The sequence below is a fragment of the Dankookia sp. GCM10030260 genome, assembly GCF_042666655.1.
In the GTDB taxonomy this organism is placed as follows: Bacteria; Pseudomonadota; Alphaproteobacteria; order Acetobacterales; family Acetobacteraceae; genus Paracraurococcus.
Window position 1 is genome coordinate 810,949 of sequence record NZ_JBHTDE010000003.1, and the last position, 16,201, is coordinate 827,149.

At 71.1% G+C, this 16,201-nt stretch carries 16 protein-coding genes and 1 pseudogene; 13 read left to right on the forward strand and 4 right to left on the reverse strand.

Features of this window, described 5'->3' with window-relative positions; all coding sequences use genetic code 11:
* Positions 1 to 121: 121 nt before the first annotated feature.
* From thpR to ACFQS7_RS15435, 6 genes are all read left to right on the forward strand, one after another.
* Positions 122 to 658, forward strand: coding sequence for an RNA 2',3'-cyclic phosphodiesterase (gene thpR / locus ACFQS7_RS15410; protein ID WP_380067971.1), 537 nt, complete (start codon positions 122 to 124; stop codon positions 656 to 658).
* A gap of 26 nt (positions 659 to 684) precedes the next feature.
* Positions 685 to 1,035 carry a hypothetical protein gene (locus tag ACFQS7_RS15415; RefSeq protein WP_380067972.1) on the forward strand — a complete coding sequence of 117 codons (351 nt, stop codon included), beginning with the start codon at positions 685 to 687 and terminating at the stop codon, positions 1,033 to 1,035.
* A 33-nt stretch (positions 1,036 to 1,068) separates the two neighbouring features.
* Positions 1,069 to 1,581, forward strand: a complete 513-nt coding sequence (locus ACFQS7_RS15420; RefSeq protein ID WP_380067973.1) for a YcnI family protein — start codon at positions 1,069 to 1,071, stop codon at positions 1,579 to 1,581.
* Positions 1,582 to 1,592: 11 nt separating this feature from the next.
* Positions 1,593 to 2,045: a copper chaperone PCu(A)C gene (locus tag ACFQS7_RS15425; protein WP_380067974.1), complete on the forward strand. Its 453-nt coding sequence runs from the start codon at positions 1,593 to 1,595 to the stop codon at positions 2,043 to 2,045.
* Positions 2,046 to 2,347: 302 nt separating this feature from the next.
* Positions 2,348 to 3,046 carry a trypsin-like serine peptidase gene (locus tag ACFQS7_RS15430; RefSeq protein ID WP_380067975.1) on the forward strand — a complete coding sequence of 233 codons (699 nt, stop codon included), beginning with the start codon at positions 2,348 to 2,350 and terminating at the stop codon, positions 3,044 to 3,046.
* A gap of 68 nt (positions 3,047 to 3,114) precedes the next feature.
* The gene (locus ACFQS7_RS15435) at positions 3,115 to 4,383 is read left to right on the forward strand and encodes a cation:proton antiporter (RefSeq protein WP_380067976.1); all 1,269 of its coding nucleotides are present in this window, start codon (positions 3,115 to 3,117) and stop codon (positions 4,381 to 4,383) included.
* Between the two features lie 19 nt (positions 4,384 to 4,402).
* Here ACFQS7_RS15435 and ACFQS7_RS15440 read toward each other — a convergent pair whose 3' ends face one another.
* On the reverse strand, positions 4,403 to 4,798 hold the full coding sequence (locus ACFQS7_RS15440; RefSeq protein ID WP_380067977.1) for a metallopeptidase family protein: 396 nt from the start codon (positions 4,796 to 4,798) through the stop codon (positions 4,403 to 4,405).
* Positions 4,799 to 4,871: 73 nt separating this feature from the next.
* Between ACFQS7_RS15440 and ACFQS7_RS15445 the strand changes: the two genes are divergently transcribed.
* On the forward strand, positions 4,872 to 5,162 hold the full coding sequence (locus tag ACFQS7_RS15445) for a 4a-hydroxytetrahydrobiopterin dehydratase (protein WP_380067978.1): 291 nt from the start codon (positions 4,872 to 4,874) through the stop codon (positions 5,160 to 5,162).
* A 79-nt stretch (positions 5,163 to 5,241) separates the two neighbouring features.
* On the opposite strand, the gene ACFQS7_RS15450 is transcribed toward ACFQS7_RS15445, so the two are convergent.
* Entirely contained in the window at positions 5,242 to 5,679 is a 438-nt protein-coding gene (locus ACFQS7_RS15450; protein WP_380067979.1) for an Rrf2 family transcriptional regulator, read from the reverse strand.
* 82 nt (positions 5,680 to 5,761) lie between these two features.
* On the opposite strand from ACFQS7_RS15450, the gene ACFQS7_RS15455 reads away from it, so the two are divergent.
* The 3 genes from ACFQS7_RS15455 (at position 5,762) to ACFQS7_RS15465 (ending at position 8,689) form a co-directional block, all read left to right on the forward strand.
* Positions 5,762 to 6,253 (forward strand): MmcB family DNA repair protein, encoded by a 492-nt coding sequence (locus ACFQS7_RS15455; protein ID WP_380067980.1) that lies wholly within the window; start codon positions 5,762 to 5,764, stop codon positions 6,251 to 6,253.
* A gap of 68 nt (positions 6,254 to 6,321) precedes the next feature.
* The gene (locus ACFQS7_RS15460) at positions 6,322 to 7,464 is read left to right on the forward strand and encodes a hypothetical protein (RefSeq protein ID WP_380067981.1); all 1,143 of its coding nucleotides are present in this window, start codon (positions 6,322 to 6,324) and stop codon (positions 7,462 to 7,464) included.
* Positions 7,465 to 7,477: 13 nt separating this feature from the next.
* A complete protein-coding gene (locus tag ACFQS7_RS15465) occupies positions 7,478 to 8,689 on the forward strand; it encodes a hypothetical protein (protein WP_380067982.1) in 1,212 nt (403 codons plus the stop codon).
* Here ACFQS7_RS15465 and ACFQS7_RS15470 read toward each other — a convergent pair.
* On the reverse strand, positions 8,686 to 9,114 hold the full coding sequence (locus ACFQS7_RS15470; protein WP_380067983.1) for a PaaI family thioesterase: 429 nt from the start codon (positions 9,112 to 9,114) through the stop codon (positions 8,686 to 8,688). The two genes, ACFQS7_RS15465 and ACFQS7_RS15470, sit on opposite strands and share 4 nt — an antisense overlap.
* Before the next feature lie 97 nt (positions 9,115 to 9,211).
* On the opposite strand from ACFQS7_RS15470, the pseudogene ACFQS7_RS15475 reads away from it, so the two are divergent.
* The 3 genes and pseudogenes from ACFQS7_RS15475 to ACFQS7_RS15485 all read left to right on the forward strand — a co-directional run bounded on the left by ACFQS7_RS15475 (position 9,212) and on the right by ACFQS7_RS15485 (position 12,588).
* Positions 9,212 to 10,064 (forward strand): annotated as a pseudogene (locus ACFQS7_RS15475) (IS5 family transposase).
* Between the two features lie 164 nt (positions 10,065 to 10,228).
* A complete protein-coding gene (locus ACFQS7_RS15480; RefSeq protein ID WP_380067984.1) occupies positions 10,229 to 11,065 on the forward strand; it encodes a DUF2272 domain-containing protein in 837 nt (278 codons plus the stop codon).
* A gap of 920 nt (positions 11,066 to 11,985) precedes the next feature.
* On the forward strand, positions 11,986 to 12,588 hold the full coding sequence (locus ACFQS7_RS15485) for a hypothetical protein (RefSeq protein WP_380067985.1): 603 nt from the start codon (positions 11,986 to 11,988) through the stop codon (positions 12,586 to 12,588).
* 444 nt (positions 12,589 to 13,032) lie between these two features.
* Here the strand turns inward: ACFQS7_RS15485 and ACFQS7_RS15490 are convergent, their stop codons facing one another.
* Positions 13,033 to 16,197, reverse strand: coding sequence for an efflux RND transporter permease subunit (locus ACFQS7_RS15490; protein WP_380067986.1), 3,165 nt, complete (start codon positions 16,195 to 16,197; stop codon positions 13,033 to 13,035).
* Positions 16,198 to 16,201: the final 4 nt, after the last annotated feature.

Consider the following 16,201-nt stretch of genomic DNA (forward strand, 5'->3'; position numbering starts at 1 on the left):
TGCGGCCGCCGCAGGCGGCAGGGCACCCGCATGGGCGTCGCGGCCGGTGCCGCGCAAGCCAGCCCGCGGAGCGGCGCCGGCCTCCGAGGCATGACGTGCGGCAGCACGTCATGAGCCCGGCATGATACGCCTCTTTGTCGCGCTCGCCTTGCCGGCCGCCATCAAGGCGCAGCTGGCCCTGCTCTCGGGCGGCATCCCCGGCGCCCGCTGGGTGCCGCCGGAGAACTACCACCTGACGCTCCGCTTCATCGGCGAGGTGGAATCCTGGCGGGCCGAGGAGGTGGACGAGGCGCTGGCCGCCATCCGCGCCCGGCCCTTCGAGTTGTCGCTCCGCGGCGTCGGCCTGTTCGAGAAGGCCGGGCGGATCGGCAGCCTCTGGGTCGGCGTCGAGAAGACCGAGCAGCTCGGCTTCCTGCAATCCAAGGTGGAGACCGCCCTGCAGCGGATCGGGCTGGAGCCGGAGCGCAAGCGCTTCGCCCCGCACGTGACCCTGGCGCGCACCGACCGGGCGGCGCCGGAGAAGCTGGTGGCCTATGTCCAAGCGCATAACCTGTTCCGCCTGCCGCCGATGGCGGTCGAGCACTTCACGCTGTATTCCTCCCGCCTCGGCAAGGAAGCGGCGGTCTATGTGCCGGAGGTGGAATACGAGCTGGCGTGAGGGCGGCCCGGTGGTCGGAGCGGCGCATGCCCCGCCGGCCTGAACCGGCGCGCCTGCAACGCTGCCTGGCGCGGGCGCTGCTCGCGCTGGCCTTGCTGCTCGGCCCGCTGGCGGGCCGGCAGGCGGCGCCGGCGGCGACCATCCCCGTCTGCACCGCCGAGGGCGGGACGCGGCAGCTGCCCGATCCGCTGGCGCCCGCCGTCCCGGCGCATGTCCATTGCGACGCCTGCCTGGTCGCGCCGCCCGCCCTGCCGGTGCCGGCGGCCGGGCTGGCTGCGCCTCGCTCCATCACCCTGGCCTGGGCCGCGGCGGCGGCCCGGCATGCGGCGCCCGCCGCGCTGCCGCCGGAACAGGCCCGCGCCCCGCCTGCCGCCTGAGCGTTCCCGGCTTCGAACCCTCAGGAGACTTCCATGCATATCCCCACCGCCATCCTGGCCGCGGGCGCCCTCTGCGCTCCGCCGGCCCTTGCCCACATCACCCTCGACCCCGCCTCGGCGCCGGCCGGCAGCTATGTCCGCGCCGCGCTCCGCGTGCCGCATGGCTGCAACGGCGCCGCCACCACCCGGATCAGCCTCGACCTGCCGGAGGGAATCTATGCCGCCAAGCCGATGCCGAAGCCCGGCTGGCGGCTGACCATCGAGCGCCGCCGGCTGGCCCAGGCGGTGCGCAGCCCGCATGGCCGCGAGCTGGAGGAGGAGGTCGGCCGCATCACCTGGGAGGGCGGCCCGCTGCCGGACGCGCAGTACGAGGAATTCGTCGTCCTGCTGCAGGCGCCGAACGAGCCGGGCGGGATGCTGTACCTGCCGGTATCGCAGGGCTGCGAGGGCGGCCAGTCCGACAACTGGGTGGAAAAGCCGGCCCCCGGCCAGCACCCGCACGACCTGTCCCGGCCGGCGCCCGCGCTGCGCCTGGCCCCGCGGTGAGGACCTCGACGATGCGCCGCCTCCTTCTCCTCGCCCCCGTCCTGTTCGCGCTGCCCGCAATGGCCCAGCAGCAGGGCGACATCGCCGTCACCGCCCCCTGGACCCGCGCCGCCGGGCAGAACGGCACCGGCGCCGGCTTCCTCGCCATCGCCAACCGCGGCGCCGCGGCGGACAGGCTCGTCGGCGCCAGCACCCCGGTCGCCCGGATCACCGAGATCCACACCCATATCCGCGAGGGCGACATCCTGCGCATGCGCCCGGTCGCGGCGATCGACCTGCCGCCGGGCGGGACCGTGACGCTGCAGCCAGGCGGCTTCCACCTGATGCTGATCGGGCTGAAGGATCCGCTGATCCAGGGCCAGGCGGTACCGGTCTCCCTGCGCTTCGAGCGCGCCGGGGAGGTCCAGGTGATGCTGGCGGTGCAGCCGGCCGGGGCGCGCGGGCCGATGGCGCACGGGCACTGAAAAGGTGCGGGAGAAGGCCCTTCGGCAACGGGCTGGCGGGGACGTCCGGTGATCCCGGATGGCCTTGTCCCGCAGGCGTGGTTCCCGCACGAAACCCGGGGCGGGCGGTGAGGCCGCCTGTTCCCGGGCCGCAAGGATCGCCGCCAGGCTCGGGGCATGCGCCTCGCCGTCCTCCTCCCGGCCACCGCGCCGCGCCTGGTCCTGCCTGTCCAGAGCCGGGACCCGCCGCCCACCAACCCGCCGCGGCCGCGCCAGCCGCCGCCAATCTCCTGAGGCGGCTGGCGCTCGGCCTGCTCGCCGCGTTGCTGCCGGCGCTGGCCGCGGCGCAGCCGGTGCCGGACCGGCCGCGGCTGCCCGGCATCGGCGCCGCCGATCCGCGCCGGCCGGTCGATCTCGACCAGCCGCCCTGGCGCGGCTTCGGGCGTGTGCAGCAGGAGCTCGGCAAGCGCTGCTCCGGCGCCCTGGTCGGGCCGCGCCTGGTGCTGACCGCGGCGCATTGCCTGGTGGCGCCGCGCAGCGGCAGGCTGGTGCAGCCGGAGACGCTGCATTTCCTGCTCGGCTACGACCGTGGCCGCTTCGCAGGCCACGGCCGGGCGGTGTCCTACCGCGTCGCGCCCGGCTATCGCCCGGATGGCCAGGGCCCGCGCGAGGCCGACTGGGCGTTGCTGACCCTCGATGCCGCACTCGGCACCCCGGACCGGGTGATGCCGCTGCTGGAGGCGCCGCCACCGCCGCGCACCGCGCTGATGCTCGGTGGCTACCAGCGGGACCGGCCGGAAGTGCTGCAGGCCGATACTGGCTGCCGCGCCATCGGCACCGCGCAGGGCGGCAGCCTGCTGCTGCACGATTGCGCCGGCACGCATGGTGCCAGCGGCGCGCCGGTGCTGGCGCAGGCGCCGGACGGGCGCTGGGCGGTGGCCGGCGTCACTTCGGGCGGGATGGCCAATGTGGCGATGGGCGTCGCCGTCGCGGCCCAGGGCTTTGCCGCCGCGCTGCGCTGACGCCGCTTCGGAACCATCGCGGTGACCGGCCGCTGCTGCCGGAGCAGCCGCGTCCCTGCCGGCTGCCGTTGGAGGCGCGGCTGTTTTCCCTGTTCGACATCGCGGCGATGCTGCTCGTGCTCGCGGCCGGCTTCGCCTGGCTGAACCACCGGATGTTCCACCTGCCGAGTTCGATCGGGTTGCTGTCCATGGGGCTGGTCGCCTCCCTGGCGCTGGTGCTGCTGGACGTGCTGGTGCCGCAGCAGGCGCTGTACCGGAACGTCACGCAGGTGCTGCGGGAGATCGACTTCTCGGCGACCGTGATGGACGGCCTCCTCGCCTTCCTGCTGTTCGCCGGGGCGCTGCATTTCGATATCGGCGCGCTGCGCGGCCGGGCGGTGCCGGTGGCGCTGATGGCGACGCTGGGCACGCTGGTCTCGACCGCGGTGATTGGCTTCGCGGTCTGGGGGCTGTCGGGCCCGCTCGGCCATCCGGTGCCGCTCGCCTGGGCGCTGGTCTTCGGCGCGCTGATCAGCCCGACCGACCCGGTCGCGGTGATCGGCACCCTGCAGGCGGTGCAGGTGCCGGCTGCGCTCGAGACCGACATGAAGGGCGAATCGCTGTTCAACGACGGCGTCGGCGTCGTGGTCTTCACCCTGCTGCTGGCGGTGGCGCAGGGGCGGGAGGCGAGCGTCGCCGGTGTCGCCGAGCTCTTCGCACGGGAGGCGCTGGGCGGCGCTGCGCTCGGCGCCCTCACCGGCTGGGTCGGCTATGCCATGACCCGGCAGGTGGACGAGTATGCGGTCGAGGTGATGCTCTCCCTCGGCCTTGCCACAGGGACCTACGCGCTGGCCCAGGGCCTGGGATCGAGCGGGCCGATCGCGGTCGTCGTGGCCGGCCTCGTGCTCGGCAACCGCGGCGCCCGGTTGGGCATGAGCGAGCGGACCCGCCGCTACGTCTTCGGCTTCTGGGACGTGATCGACCAGGTGCTGAATGCGGTGCTGTTCCTGCTGATCGGGCTGGAGGTGCTGGTGATGCGCTTCGACGGCGCCTTCCTGCCGCTGGCCCTGGCCTCGGTGCCGCTGGCCCTGCTCGGCCGGCTGGTTGCGGTCGCGGGCAGCGTCACCCTGCTGCGGCGCTTCGTCGACTTCGTCGGCGGCACCATCCCGGTGCTGGTCTGGGGCGGGCTGCGCGGCGGCATCTCGGTAGCCCTGGCGCTCGGCCTGCCGGAACGGCCGGAGAAACCGGGCATCCTGGCGGCGACCTATGCGGTCGCGGTGTTCAGCATCTTGGTGCAGGGCGGCAGCCTTGGCCCGGTCGCCCGGCGCAGCACGCGGCGCCCGGCGCCGGCGGGATAAGGCGGATGGCCGCAGCGCGTCAGCCGTCCTCGCCCTCCAGCCGTTCGATATCCGCGTCGGACAGGCCGAAATGGTGGCCGATCTCGTGGATCAGCACGTTGCGCACCAGGCCGAACAGCTCCTCCCCGGTCTCGATCCATTCCAGCAGGATCGGCTCGCGGAACAGCAGGATGGTGTCGGGCGCCTGCGGCACGTCCAGCCCGCTCTTCTGGGTCAGCGGCACGCCGCGGTAGAGGCCGGTGAGGTCCCAGGGATTGTCGATCCCCATCTCCGCGAGCGTGTCGTCGTCCGGCGTCTCCTCCACCACGATGGCGGTGCCGCGCACCAGGTCGCGCAGCGGGGCGGGGATGGCGCCGAGCGCCGCCTCCGCCATATCCAGGATGTCTTCGAGGCTGGGCGGGGTGCCATGGCGCATGCGGCAACCGAAGGCCGCGGCGGCGCCGGCGTCAAGCGCGATCCGCGCGCGGACGGGATAGAGGAGGCAGGCGATGATCGAAGGCTTGGATGCGACGGCACGGGCGGGGCTGGCGGCCGCGTTGCCGGACTGGACCCTTGCGGCGGGGCGGGACGCGATCCACCGCGGATTCCGCTTCCGCGACTTCTCCGAGGCCTGGGGCTTCATGGCCCGGGTGGCGCTGCTGGCGGAGGCGCAGGACCATCATCCCGAATGGTCCAATGTCTGGAACCGGGTGGAGATCCTGCTGACCACGCACGACGCCGGTGGGCTTTCGGCCCGCGACGTCCGGCTGGCGCAGGCGATCGACGGGCTGGTGTCCTAGCGGGTTCGCCCGGCCAGCGGGCTCCGCGCCGAGGCGGGAAGACCCGGCAACCCGAGCAGCGGGCGGGACGCCCGACGGGCTATTCCGCGACCGCCCGCTCGTCGCGCTCGCCCAGGCCTTCCGCGAGCTGGGCGATGGTGGTCCGGCCGAAATCGGCCATCAGCGCGGATTCCGCCTGGTCGAAGCGGTGGCGCAGCAGCTCGGGCATCTGGCGGCCGATCGGGCATTCGGCATTGGTCTTCTTGTGAATTCCAAGCAGTTTCTCCTTCTCGGGGTGGATCGCCCGCCAGACGTCCCGCAGGGTGATCTGCGTCGCTGGGCGGGAGAGCGAGGCACCTCCGGGACCGCGTTGGACGGCGATTAGACCCGCCCGCGACAGTTGACCGGCGATGCGACGCACCACCACAGGGTTGGTTCCGATGCTCCAGGCCAGCCGCGCACTGGTGGAATCGCCGTCTGAATCGTCGGCGATGAGGAGCAAGATATGAAGAGCGACGGAGAAGCGTGTTGCAATCATGTCCAGGAATGTACGGCTTGTGACATTTGACAGCTTCCCTGGAGAAAGAACAGGGGCCACGTCATGCGCGGGACAGTTTTAAATGAACAATTGGATCACCCGTGGCGCGCCGGCCGCACCCGCCGAGCGTACCTTGGCGATCTGCCGCGCCACGACCCGCTTCTGCGCCCTGCGCGGCTGGGTTCCGGTGCCGGAGATGCCGCTGCCGAACGGGCGGCGGGCGGATATCCTGGCGCTGCTGCCGGATGGTGACTTCGCGATCATCGAGGTCAAATCCTGTGCCCGGGACTACCTCTCGGATGGCAAGTGGCCGGGATACCGGGAGTTCTGCGACCGTCTCTACTTCGCAGTGGACCTGGAGTTCCCGCAGCACCTGATCCCCGCCGATACCGGGCTGGTGGTGGCCGAGGGGCTGGAGACCGCCCTGCTGCGCGAGGCGCCGGCGCATCCGCTGGCCCCGGCCCGGCGCAAGGCGCTGCTGCAGCGCTATGCCCGGGTGGCGGCCGGCCGGTTGGCGGCGCTGTGCGACCCCGAGGCGCATGCCGAATTGCGCGCCGCGCTGCGGGTCGAATAGGCCGCCGCCCAAGGGAGGAAGGGGCGCGGCGGAACGCTTTCTTCATCCCCCGGGCGCAGTCTGGCGCCATGGCCGCCCCCGAGACCCTGCCCTGGCTCGCCCGCTACGATGCCGGGAAATACCAGCCGGTCACCTTCCTCGAACGCGGGGTGGTGCTGCCCTTCACCACGCCCACCTTGCTGGGCGGCCGCATCCGCCCGGGCGAGCGCAAGTCGCCGGAACTGGTGCTGGCCAACCCGGCCGGGGCGGAAGGCGTCTATATCCTGCCCTGGTCCGGCATGCCGGATGTCTGCACCCCCACCCTGCACGACCGCGCGCTCTGGGGCCGCGTCGCCCAGCTGGCGATCCTGACCCCGCGCACCGTCCGCCAGGCGACCCGGGCGGTGGCGGCGGAAGGCCTGGCCGGCCGCGCCGCCGCCCGCGCCGCAGCCGAGGCCGAGAAGGCGACCAAGGACGCCTGCACCTATACGCACTACCACCTGCTGCTGGAACTGGTCCGCCAGGGCGATCCGGACGGCCAGGCCGCGCCGCTGCGACCCGGCGACCTGGCGGCGCTGGAACAGCGGGCCCGCGCCGTGCTGATCGCCCGCCGCACCGAGGGCAGCCTCAGCCCCGCCTCGGCCTTCGAGGCGCTGGCCGAGCTGGCCGAGGTGCTCGAGCCCTGCGGCCTGCCCGGCGACCCGACCCGGGCGCGGCTGCCCTACCTGGCCGGGGAGATCGCCGCGGTGATCCAGGATCTGACGCGTTGGTCGGAACTGGCCGGCCCGGCCGAGCGCAGCTGCATCCGCCTGCTGTCCGACGGCGCCGCGCTCACCCATCGCTGCTTCCGCACCGCGCTGCAGGAATTGCACGACCAACTCGGCGACCTCTGGACCCTGGTGCAACGTTGGCGCCTGGCGCCGGAGGCGGTCTCGGCGCTCGCCGCCCGGCCGGAATGGCTGCTCGACGGCTGGGAGCTGATCTGCGGCCTCTGGCGCGCCGCCGGGGAAAGCCAGCGCGGCGCCGCGCTGCTCGACATGGCGGGGCTGGTGCCGATGATCCCGGGCGAGGTCGGCGACTGGATGGGCTTCGACGCGCCAGGGACGATGGAGGGGCACCGCGCCGGCCTCAGGCAGTGGCGGCGGACGGTGCAGCCGAACCAGGATTGGATGAGCGGCCGCATGCTGGACCTGACCGCGCGCAACGAGGGCCTGCGGGCGCAATGCGCATGAAGGGGTGGGGCGCATGAGCGGGGCGATGCGCGAACTGCGCCAGCTCGGCCAGGCCGCCGCCGGGGCGGACGACGCCGCACTGGCCCGGCTGGTCGCCATGCTGGACCGGCTGCCCGACCGCGGCGAGGTGGACCGGGTGCTGGACCCGGTGCGGCCGCGGCTGCGGGCGCTCGGCCTGCCGCGGCCGCTCGGCCTGCCGCGGCTGCTCTTCCTGCCGCTCGACGGCGCCATCCTACCGCCGGCCCGCTGGGCCCGCGGCGCCGCGGCGGTGCCGCGCAGCGCGCTGATGGTGCTGGCCGGCACGGTGCAGGCGGCGCTGGGGCCGGAACGCGCGGCGATCGCCGCGGCCTGCGCGCCGCTTTCGACCAACGACCTCGGCGCCATCGCCGCGCTGGGGGAACGGCTCTGGCCGGCGGCGGCCGAGGCCCTGCCGGCCGCAGCGCCGGCCAACTGGGGCACGACCGGGCTGGCGCCGGCCGACTATGCGCCGATCGCCGCGCTGTGCCGGCCAGTCTGGCAGGCCGGGCCGGCGATCTGGGCGGCGCTGGCCACCGCCGTCGCCGGACCGCCGGAGGAGCTGGCGCGCGCCGCGCTGCGGGCGGTGGCGCCGGCCGGTCCGAGCCCGCTGGCGGCGACGCTGGCCACCTTGCTGCTGCGGGCGAGCGAGCCGGGCGCGCTGGCGCAGCTGGCGGCCGGGATCGACCCGGCGGCGCGGGCCGTGGCGGTGCAGGCGCTGGACCAGGTGCTGGCGGCACCACCGCCGCCCTTCGCCACGCTCGACCCGCAGGCCGCGGCCGAACTGGCCCTGCTGACCGCGCACCGGCTGGAGGACCTGGAGAACTGCGCTTTGCTCGGCAGCGACCGGCAGCGCCAGGTGCAGGCCTGCCGCCGTGCCGCCGACGAGGCCTGCCGCGCCGGCTTCCTTGCCGCGGCCGAGCGGCAGCTGGTGGCGCCCGCGCTGCGGCTGGCCGAGGCGCCGGTGGTCACCGATGCCGAGGTCGAGGGGATGGAGGCGGGTGCGCGGCGGCTGCGGGCGCTGGAGGGCGCCGGCCGCAGGCTGGGCGGCGCGCCGGCCTATGACCGGGCCTTGCGCGACCTCACCGCCAGCCTCGGCGCGCTGGGCGGCCGGGCGCGGCACCCGGCGGGGCTGCAGCCGGTCGACCTGGCCCGCAGCGTCGAGATCCTGGCCGGGCCGGACGCCGCGGCGGCGCTGCTGCGCGCCTAGCCTTCGACCGGCACGCCGCGCGGGTCGCCGCTGCCGGCCCGGTAGCGGTGGGTGGAGGCGCCGAAGGCGACCAGCGTGCCGGTCGCGTCGAACACCTCGGTCCGGCAGAAGAAGACGTTGCGGCCGGCGGTGACCACGCGGCCCTCGGCGGTCAGCCGGCCGCCGACTGCGGCCTGGCCGATGAAGCGGCAATCGAGGTCGAGGGTGACCGCGCGCCGCACCCGGGCCGGGTCGGCGCAGAACAGCCCGGCAAAGGCCGCCGCCTGGTCGATCATCGACAGCAGCACGCCGCCATGGACGATGCCGGACCGGTTGGCGTGGTGCGCCTGCGTGTCGCAGACCAGCTTGGCATAGCCGTCGCGCCATGCGGCGACATGCACGCCGAGATGGGCGTGGAAGGGCGAGTGCGAATGCGGAAAATCCATGCTGGCTGCCTGTGTCAGTGGCGGTCCGGTCACAGGCCGAGCTATCTGCATCGGTTGTGATCGGCTCGGGTCGGCGGAAGCGGGAAGAAGCGCGTGCATGTGGACGCCCGAGCATCAGGCCGAAGTACGACCGTAGCAAGCTGCCCTACCCGAGTGATCTGACCGACGAGGGTTGAAGGCACTGCCTTCAAAGCGATCATCGGCCCGCTGATCCCCTCCGCCAAGCGCGGCGGCAAGAAGCGGAAAGGCGACGTGCGCGCGGTGCTGAACGGGGTGATGCACATCCTGAGCACCGGCTGCCAGTGAGCGGCGCGTCCGTTGGACCTGCCGCCGAGGAGCACGGTGAACGACTACCTGCGGCGCTGGGACGAGGACCGCACGCTCGATCGCATGTACCATGCGCTCTGCGTGCTGTGCTGGAAGCAGGCTGGGCGCGAGGCCAGCCCGACGGCGGCGATCATCGACAGCCAGGGCGTGACGAGCGCGGAGAAGGGCGGCCTGTATCCCAACCCTCGGGCTACGACGCGGGCAGGAAGATCGAGGGCAATAGGCGCCAAGTCCCGGTCGACACCCAAGGCCTGCTGATGCAGGCCATCATCCACGCCGCCGACATCCAGGACCGCGATGGTGGTTTGCTGCTGATGGGCGCGCTGTTCGGCCTCGATCCCTTCCTGCTGAAGCGCTACGCCGCGGCGGGTACCAGGGCGCCAACTTCCAGGCCGGACTGCGCAACACCTGCCGCCAGATCAACCTCGAGATCGTCAAGCGATCCGAGCTACGCAAATTTGTCGTGCTGCCGAAGCGCTGGACCGTCGAGCGCACCATCGCCTGGCTCAACCGGTGCCGACGATTGACCAAGGATCGGGAGTGCCTGAACCGGCGCGCTTGTCTTTCTGCGGTGGGCCTCCGTCCGCCGCATGCTCCGAAGACTATGTCAGAAAACCAGATGATCTCGACTGGGCTCTCAGATTTTCCGCGACGCGGCTCCGCTCAAGGTCATCCAGCTGGAGCAGGAGCTGCTCGCGGCAGCGCCGCGATCTACACCTCGGTACAGACCTCGGATTCGAGTTGAACTCCTCATTGCGGGTGTCCAACATAGCTTCCGTTCTGCACCATGCTCCGGATTATCCTCATCCTCCTGCTACTGCTCGGTGCTGCGGCCTGCGCCGCGCCCCGCAAGCCGCCGCAAGACGTCGGCACGATCCCGCCGCTCGCCCGCGTGGCGCTAGCGGAATGGGAGGCTTGGGGCGGCATCGTGGTGGTCGGCTGGCCCGAGGCACGGCCTCCCGACACGATCGCGACGCCGGAGCGCTTCGCCCGCCTCCTGGCGTACTGGACGGCGGTCCCCGGCGGCGCCGGTGTCGCCCATCGGCTCTCCAGCCTGCGCTCCGCCATCCTCGCCGCAGCGTCCGGGCACATCGTCGCCGAGGCGCAGGATGGGGATGGCGAGGGCATGGCCATCATGGCAGTTGCGGCGTCAGGGCCGGAGGACATGAGCCTCTATGCCTTTCCCGCCTGGTCGGCCGCCTTCGTCTCCGCGATCGCGCGCCGTGCCGGTATCTCCGAGGACGACCTGCCGGCCGCCGACAGGCATGCCCGCTACATCGACGCGCTGCTCGCCCGTGCGATTGCGGCTCCGGACGACGCCCGCTTCCTTCCTTACGCGCCGGCGGACCGGGCGCCGAGGGCCGGCGACCTGCTCTGCGCCGACCGCTCGGCGGCGCCGCTGTCGCACTGGTCGATGCGCCTTGCCGAAGCAGGCCACCCCCGGCCCATGCATTGCGACATCGTGGTCGGCACCGGCCCGGGCACCATCGCAGCGGTGGGCGGCAACGTGCAGGATCTCGTCGTGTTGCGACGCCTCCCCGCTGACGCCGACGGACGGGTGCTGCCTGCCCCGCCGGGGCAGCCACCCTTCGTCCTGGTGCTCGCGGCCCAGGCCGGCGGTTGAGCGCGGATGCCGCTGATGCGGCCGCCAGGGTTTCGCCAGCGGCACCGGGACCCGAGAGGGACGCAAGGCTGCTCAGCGGAACGGCTCGGGCCGGTACTCAAATGCATGGCGTCGTAGTGGATCCGCTTGCCGCCCCGGATGAAGCGGCCGGCCCCAAGGGCCTCGACGATCTCCCACGGCGGGCGGGGACAACCGTATCGAAGGCCGCGCGATCGCGCCCGGTCCAGCACTCGGAACCCCAGGCGTCAAGGTCGATCGCCGCACCGCACGCGCATGCTGGCGCGGTCGGCCGACGAGGCCTGCGGATGGTGGAAACAAGATGGCCTGACAGCCAACCGGCGTGCTGGAATCCCGAATACACGAATGGCGCTCGACGCCACGCGATTTAGCAGGACCAGGACGTGCGGATCTCCGTCTTGTCCAAGGCTATGCCCTGGGAGCGGGTACGTTTGCGTGGACTTACCGGACCAGGTCGTACAATCGCTTGCAGATGGAGCGGGCCATAGGTTGCGTGCCGGACTCGGGGGAGGGTCCGAACCCTGCTTTACGCTGTTTCACGCAACACGTTGACCAAGCCCTTTCGCACCGCAGTCTTCAATGCGGCATGATCACGCTCTGGCTGGTCCGCATAGGCGATCGCTGTATGCGGACAACCACGGCAGGTGAGATGCCGGCTAGGTGAGTTGGGGCGACGCCATTGTCGCCCAGCATGAATAGGGACACCCTTCGCAAGAGCATTGACGGTGCGCTTCGTTGCCGCCGCGGCTGCGGCGACATCCCGCAATGCCGCTGAACCATGCGCCTTGGGGCCAAGCAAATTTCTTTCCGACCCTCAACGCACGGATTCTCGATACGCAACATGCAAGGGCCGTGGGGCACTCTAGGTTATCCTCCCCGTCGGAGTTCGGAGGAAAAACGAGATGAACCGGCGGACAACACTGCTGGGCGTGCTGACGCTTCCGCTGCTCGCCTCCTGCCGATCGGTGGATGCAGAGCAGACGACCACCCTCAACGCCGTTGTCGAAACCGTGGACCCTTCATCGCGCGAGCTGCTGCTGCGAGGAGCGGGCGGCGCGCAGTCGGGCAGCCTGTTGAGCATGATCGTCAGCCCGCGCGTGCAACGCTTGAACCAGATACGCCCAGGCGATCGGGTGACCGTGCAGTACTACCAGGCGCTCGCAGCTCAAGCGGTCACTCCGCTTTCGCGCAGCAGCCAGCCATTTGAGAACGTGGCGGTCGATCGCCGCGAAACCGCTGGGCGGCCGGGTGGGGAAGTCACTCGGGTGCGTCGCGGCCGCGTCACCGTCACAGCTGTCGATCCGGGGACGAATACCATCAGCTTCGTCGGGCCCAACAACGTCCCGCGCACCGTGGTCGCGCAGAATGCCGAAGTTCAGGCCTTCATCCGCAGGCTGCGCGTCGGCGATCAGGTCGACCTGGTCTATGAGGAAGCACTGGCGATCTCGGTCGAGCCGATGAGGATGAGTGGCCGCGGCAACGCCGGCATGGTCAGCCCGGCCTAGGCTCCAGACCTTGTCGGTGTCTTCTGAGTAGGATGTGACGGCCGGCTGATGCCTGCCTGCAGGGCGGGCCGACGCGCTGGTGGGCCCGGGCCGTCGCTAGTTCGGCGGCTGCTCGACCCAGAGATTGCCCTGCCATGCGCCAAAGGCGCCATTCTCACCGCCGCCCCAGATTCAAAGCAGGTCCAGCTCCGGCAAGGGTGCCGCGGGCGGCGGACGGCAGCGGCGAACCCGTGCCGAAGCGCGGCCTATCCCGCGGCCTCGAGCGGGAGGAAGCGCTCGTTCGGCAAGCCCAGCACCGTCGCCGCGCTGGTGCGACCGCGTGGGACAGCGGCAAGCCGCATCGAAAGGCAGCAGGCCGGACGGCTGGCCGCGAGCGTGCCGGAGACGGCAAGGCCCGGTGGCGCGGAATGCGTGCCCGTGGGCGTGCATTGCCCATGCAGCCCGTCATTCACCCGGCACCTTCAGGTCGAGGTGCTTGTCCAGTGTGTCCGTCCGGCGGCCTGATCCGGACTTCACGCGCTCCCGCACCCATTGGAATACGACATAAAGGACGGGGATCATGAAGATGCCGATCGTCGACGCCGCCAACATGCCCCAGAAGACCGGTGTGCCGACCGCGCGACGACTGATCTCCGAGGCGCCCGACGCCACGACCAACGGATAGAGGCCAAGGATGAAGGCGAAGCTCGTCATCATGACGGCACGGAAGCGGAGTTTCGCCCCGAGCACCGCAGCTTCCTGAATGCTCTTCCCGTGCTCCCGCTGCTCCTTGGCGAACTCGATGATCAGGATGCCGTTCTTCGCAGCCAGCGCGATCAGCACCACGATCCCGACCTGGGCGTAGAGGTCGAGTGCGAGGCCCGAGGCGCCGACGGCGGCGATGGACCCGAGCACGCCGACGGTGACGGAGAGCAACACCGGCACGGGAATCGTCCAGCTCTCGTACAGCCCGACCAGGAACAGGAAGGCGAACAAGACCGCCAGGCCCAGGATCATGATGGTCTGCCCGCCCGCAGCCTTTTCCTGGTAGGCGGTTCCGGTCCATTGAAAGCTGTAGCCGCGCGGCAGCGTGTCCCGGCTCAGGCGTTCCATCGCGGCCAGGGCTTCGCCGCTGCTGCGGCCGGCCGCCGGTTCGCCATTGATGGTCAAGCTGCGGACGTTGTTGTAACGAATCACGGTCTGCGGCCCGAACTCAATCCGTGCCTCGGCGAGGGCGCGGACCGGCACCATGTCGCCGGCCGCGCTGCGGACGTGGACGCGGTAGATGTCCGTGATCGCCAGCCTGTCGCGCGCCTCGGCCTGGATGTTCACCTGCCAGGTCCGGCCGAACAGATTGAAGTCGTTCACATAGGCGCTGCCGAGCGAGGCTTGCAGCGCAGCGAAGATGCTGTCGATCGGCACGCCGAGGACCTGGGCCTTCTCGCGGTCGATGGTCAGGAAGACCGTCGGCGTGTTCGCGGCGAAGGTCGAGAAGACACGTTGCAGGGCGGGGTCCTGGTTGGCGGCCAGGACCAATGCCCGCATGACCCCGGCCATCTCGGAGGCTGGCCGCCCCTCGATGTTCTGCAACTGGTACTCGAAGCCGCCGGCGGTGCCGAGGCCGATGATGGGCGGGAGGTTGAAGGGGATCACCTGTGCGGCCACATCGGCCGTCTCCCGCTGCACGCCCGCCAGCAGGCCGTTCACCTTGGCTTCGGCCGCCTTGCGTTGCTCGAACGGGGCCAGCGTCACGATGAAGAACGCGCTGTTCGACTGCGCCAGCGCGCTCAGCTGGCTGAAACCGCTGACCGTGCTGACATATTGGATTCCGGGCAGGCGTCCGATTGCCTCCTCGACCTGCAGGGCGACTTCGCGCGTGCGATTGAGCGAGGCGCCCTCCGGCAGCTTGAGCTCGACGAAGAAGGCACCCTGGTCCTCCTGCGGCAGGAAGCCGGTCGGGGTGCGGCTGCCCACCGCGACGATTCCGTACAGGACGACGGCCAGCAGCACGAGGCCGAGCACGGCGACACGGACCAGCCGCGCCACCACCGCCGCATAGCCGTCACGCACCCGGTCGATGCCGCGGGAGACATAGCCCATCACCCCGCGCTTTGCGCCGTGGTGGCGCTTCAGCATGACGCCGCAGAGCGCGGGCGAGAGCGTCAGCGCGTTGACCGCCGAGAGCAGCATCGAGACGCTGATGGTGACGGCGAACTGGCGGAACAGCGTGCCGGATATGCCGGGGATGAAGGCGAGCGGAACGAAGACCGAGAGCAGGACGAGCGTGATGGCGATGATCGGCGCGGTGATCGTCTCCATCGCCTTCTTCGTCGCCTCCGCCGGCGTCAACGTCGGGTCTTCCTCCATCGTCGCCTCGACTGCCTCGACCACCACGATGGCGTCGTCGACGACGATGCCGATCGCCAGCACCATGGCGAGCAGGGAGATGGTGTTCGCCGAATAGCCCATGGCCAGCAGCACTGCGAAGGTCCCGATCAGGCTGACCGGCACGGCGATCAGCGGAATGACGGTCGCGCGGACGCTTCCGAGGAAGAGGAACACGACAATGACGACCAGCACGAAGGCCTCGATCAGGGTGTGTATCACCTCCTCGATCGTCAGCTCGACGAAGACGGTCGTGTCGTAGACTACTTGGTATTCCAGCCCCTCCGGGAAGCGCCCGGCAAGTTCCGCCATGGTGTGCTTGATCTGCTCGGCGACGCCGACGGCATTGGCGCCCGGCGCCAGATAGGTGGCGATGAGGATGGCGGGCTTGCCGTTGGTCCGCGTCTCGACATCCAGGATCTGCGCCCCGAGCTCGAACCGCGCCACGTCACGCACCCGCAGGACCGAGCCGTCCTGGTTGGCGCGGACGATGATGGCGCCGAACTCCTCCGGGTCCACCAGCCGGCCCTGAGCCTGGATGCTGAGCTGGAAGGAGGAATCCTTGCTGATCGGCTGCGCGCCGATCCGGCCGACCGGCGCGACGCGGTTCTGCTTCTGGATCGCCGCGACGATGTCGGCCGGCGTGAGGCTCATGCCGGTCAACCGATCCACCTCGAACCAGATCCGCATCGAGTAGTCGAGCGGGCCGAGCATCAGCGCATCCCCGACGCCGCTGATCCGCTTGAGCTCATCGAGGATGTTGATCGTCGCATAGTTGCTGATGAACAGGGGGTCCTGGGCGCCGGAGGTCGACCGCAGCGAGATGACCTGCAGCATCGCCGAGGATTTTTTCTTGATCGACAGGCCCTGCTGCTGGACCTCGGCCGGCAGCCGCGGCACCGCGAGCTGCACCCGGTTGTTGACGTTGACCGTGTTCTGGTCCGGATCGGTGCCGAGCGCGAAGCTGACCAGCAGGGTGTAGCTGCCGTCGTTGCCGCTGGTCGACTTCATGTAGATCATCTTGTCGACGCCGACAACCTTGCTTTCCAGCAGCTGGCCGACGGTGGCCTCCACCACCTCGGCCGAGGCGCCGGGGAAGCGCGCCGTGACCTCGACCTGTGGCGGGACGATATCGGGGAACTGCGCCAGCGGAATCTGCTTCAGCGAGATCGCGCCGGCGATGACCATGACGATGGCGATGACGACCGCAAGGCGCGGCCGGTCGACGAAGACCTTGGAGATCATGCCG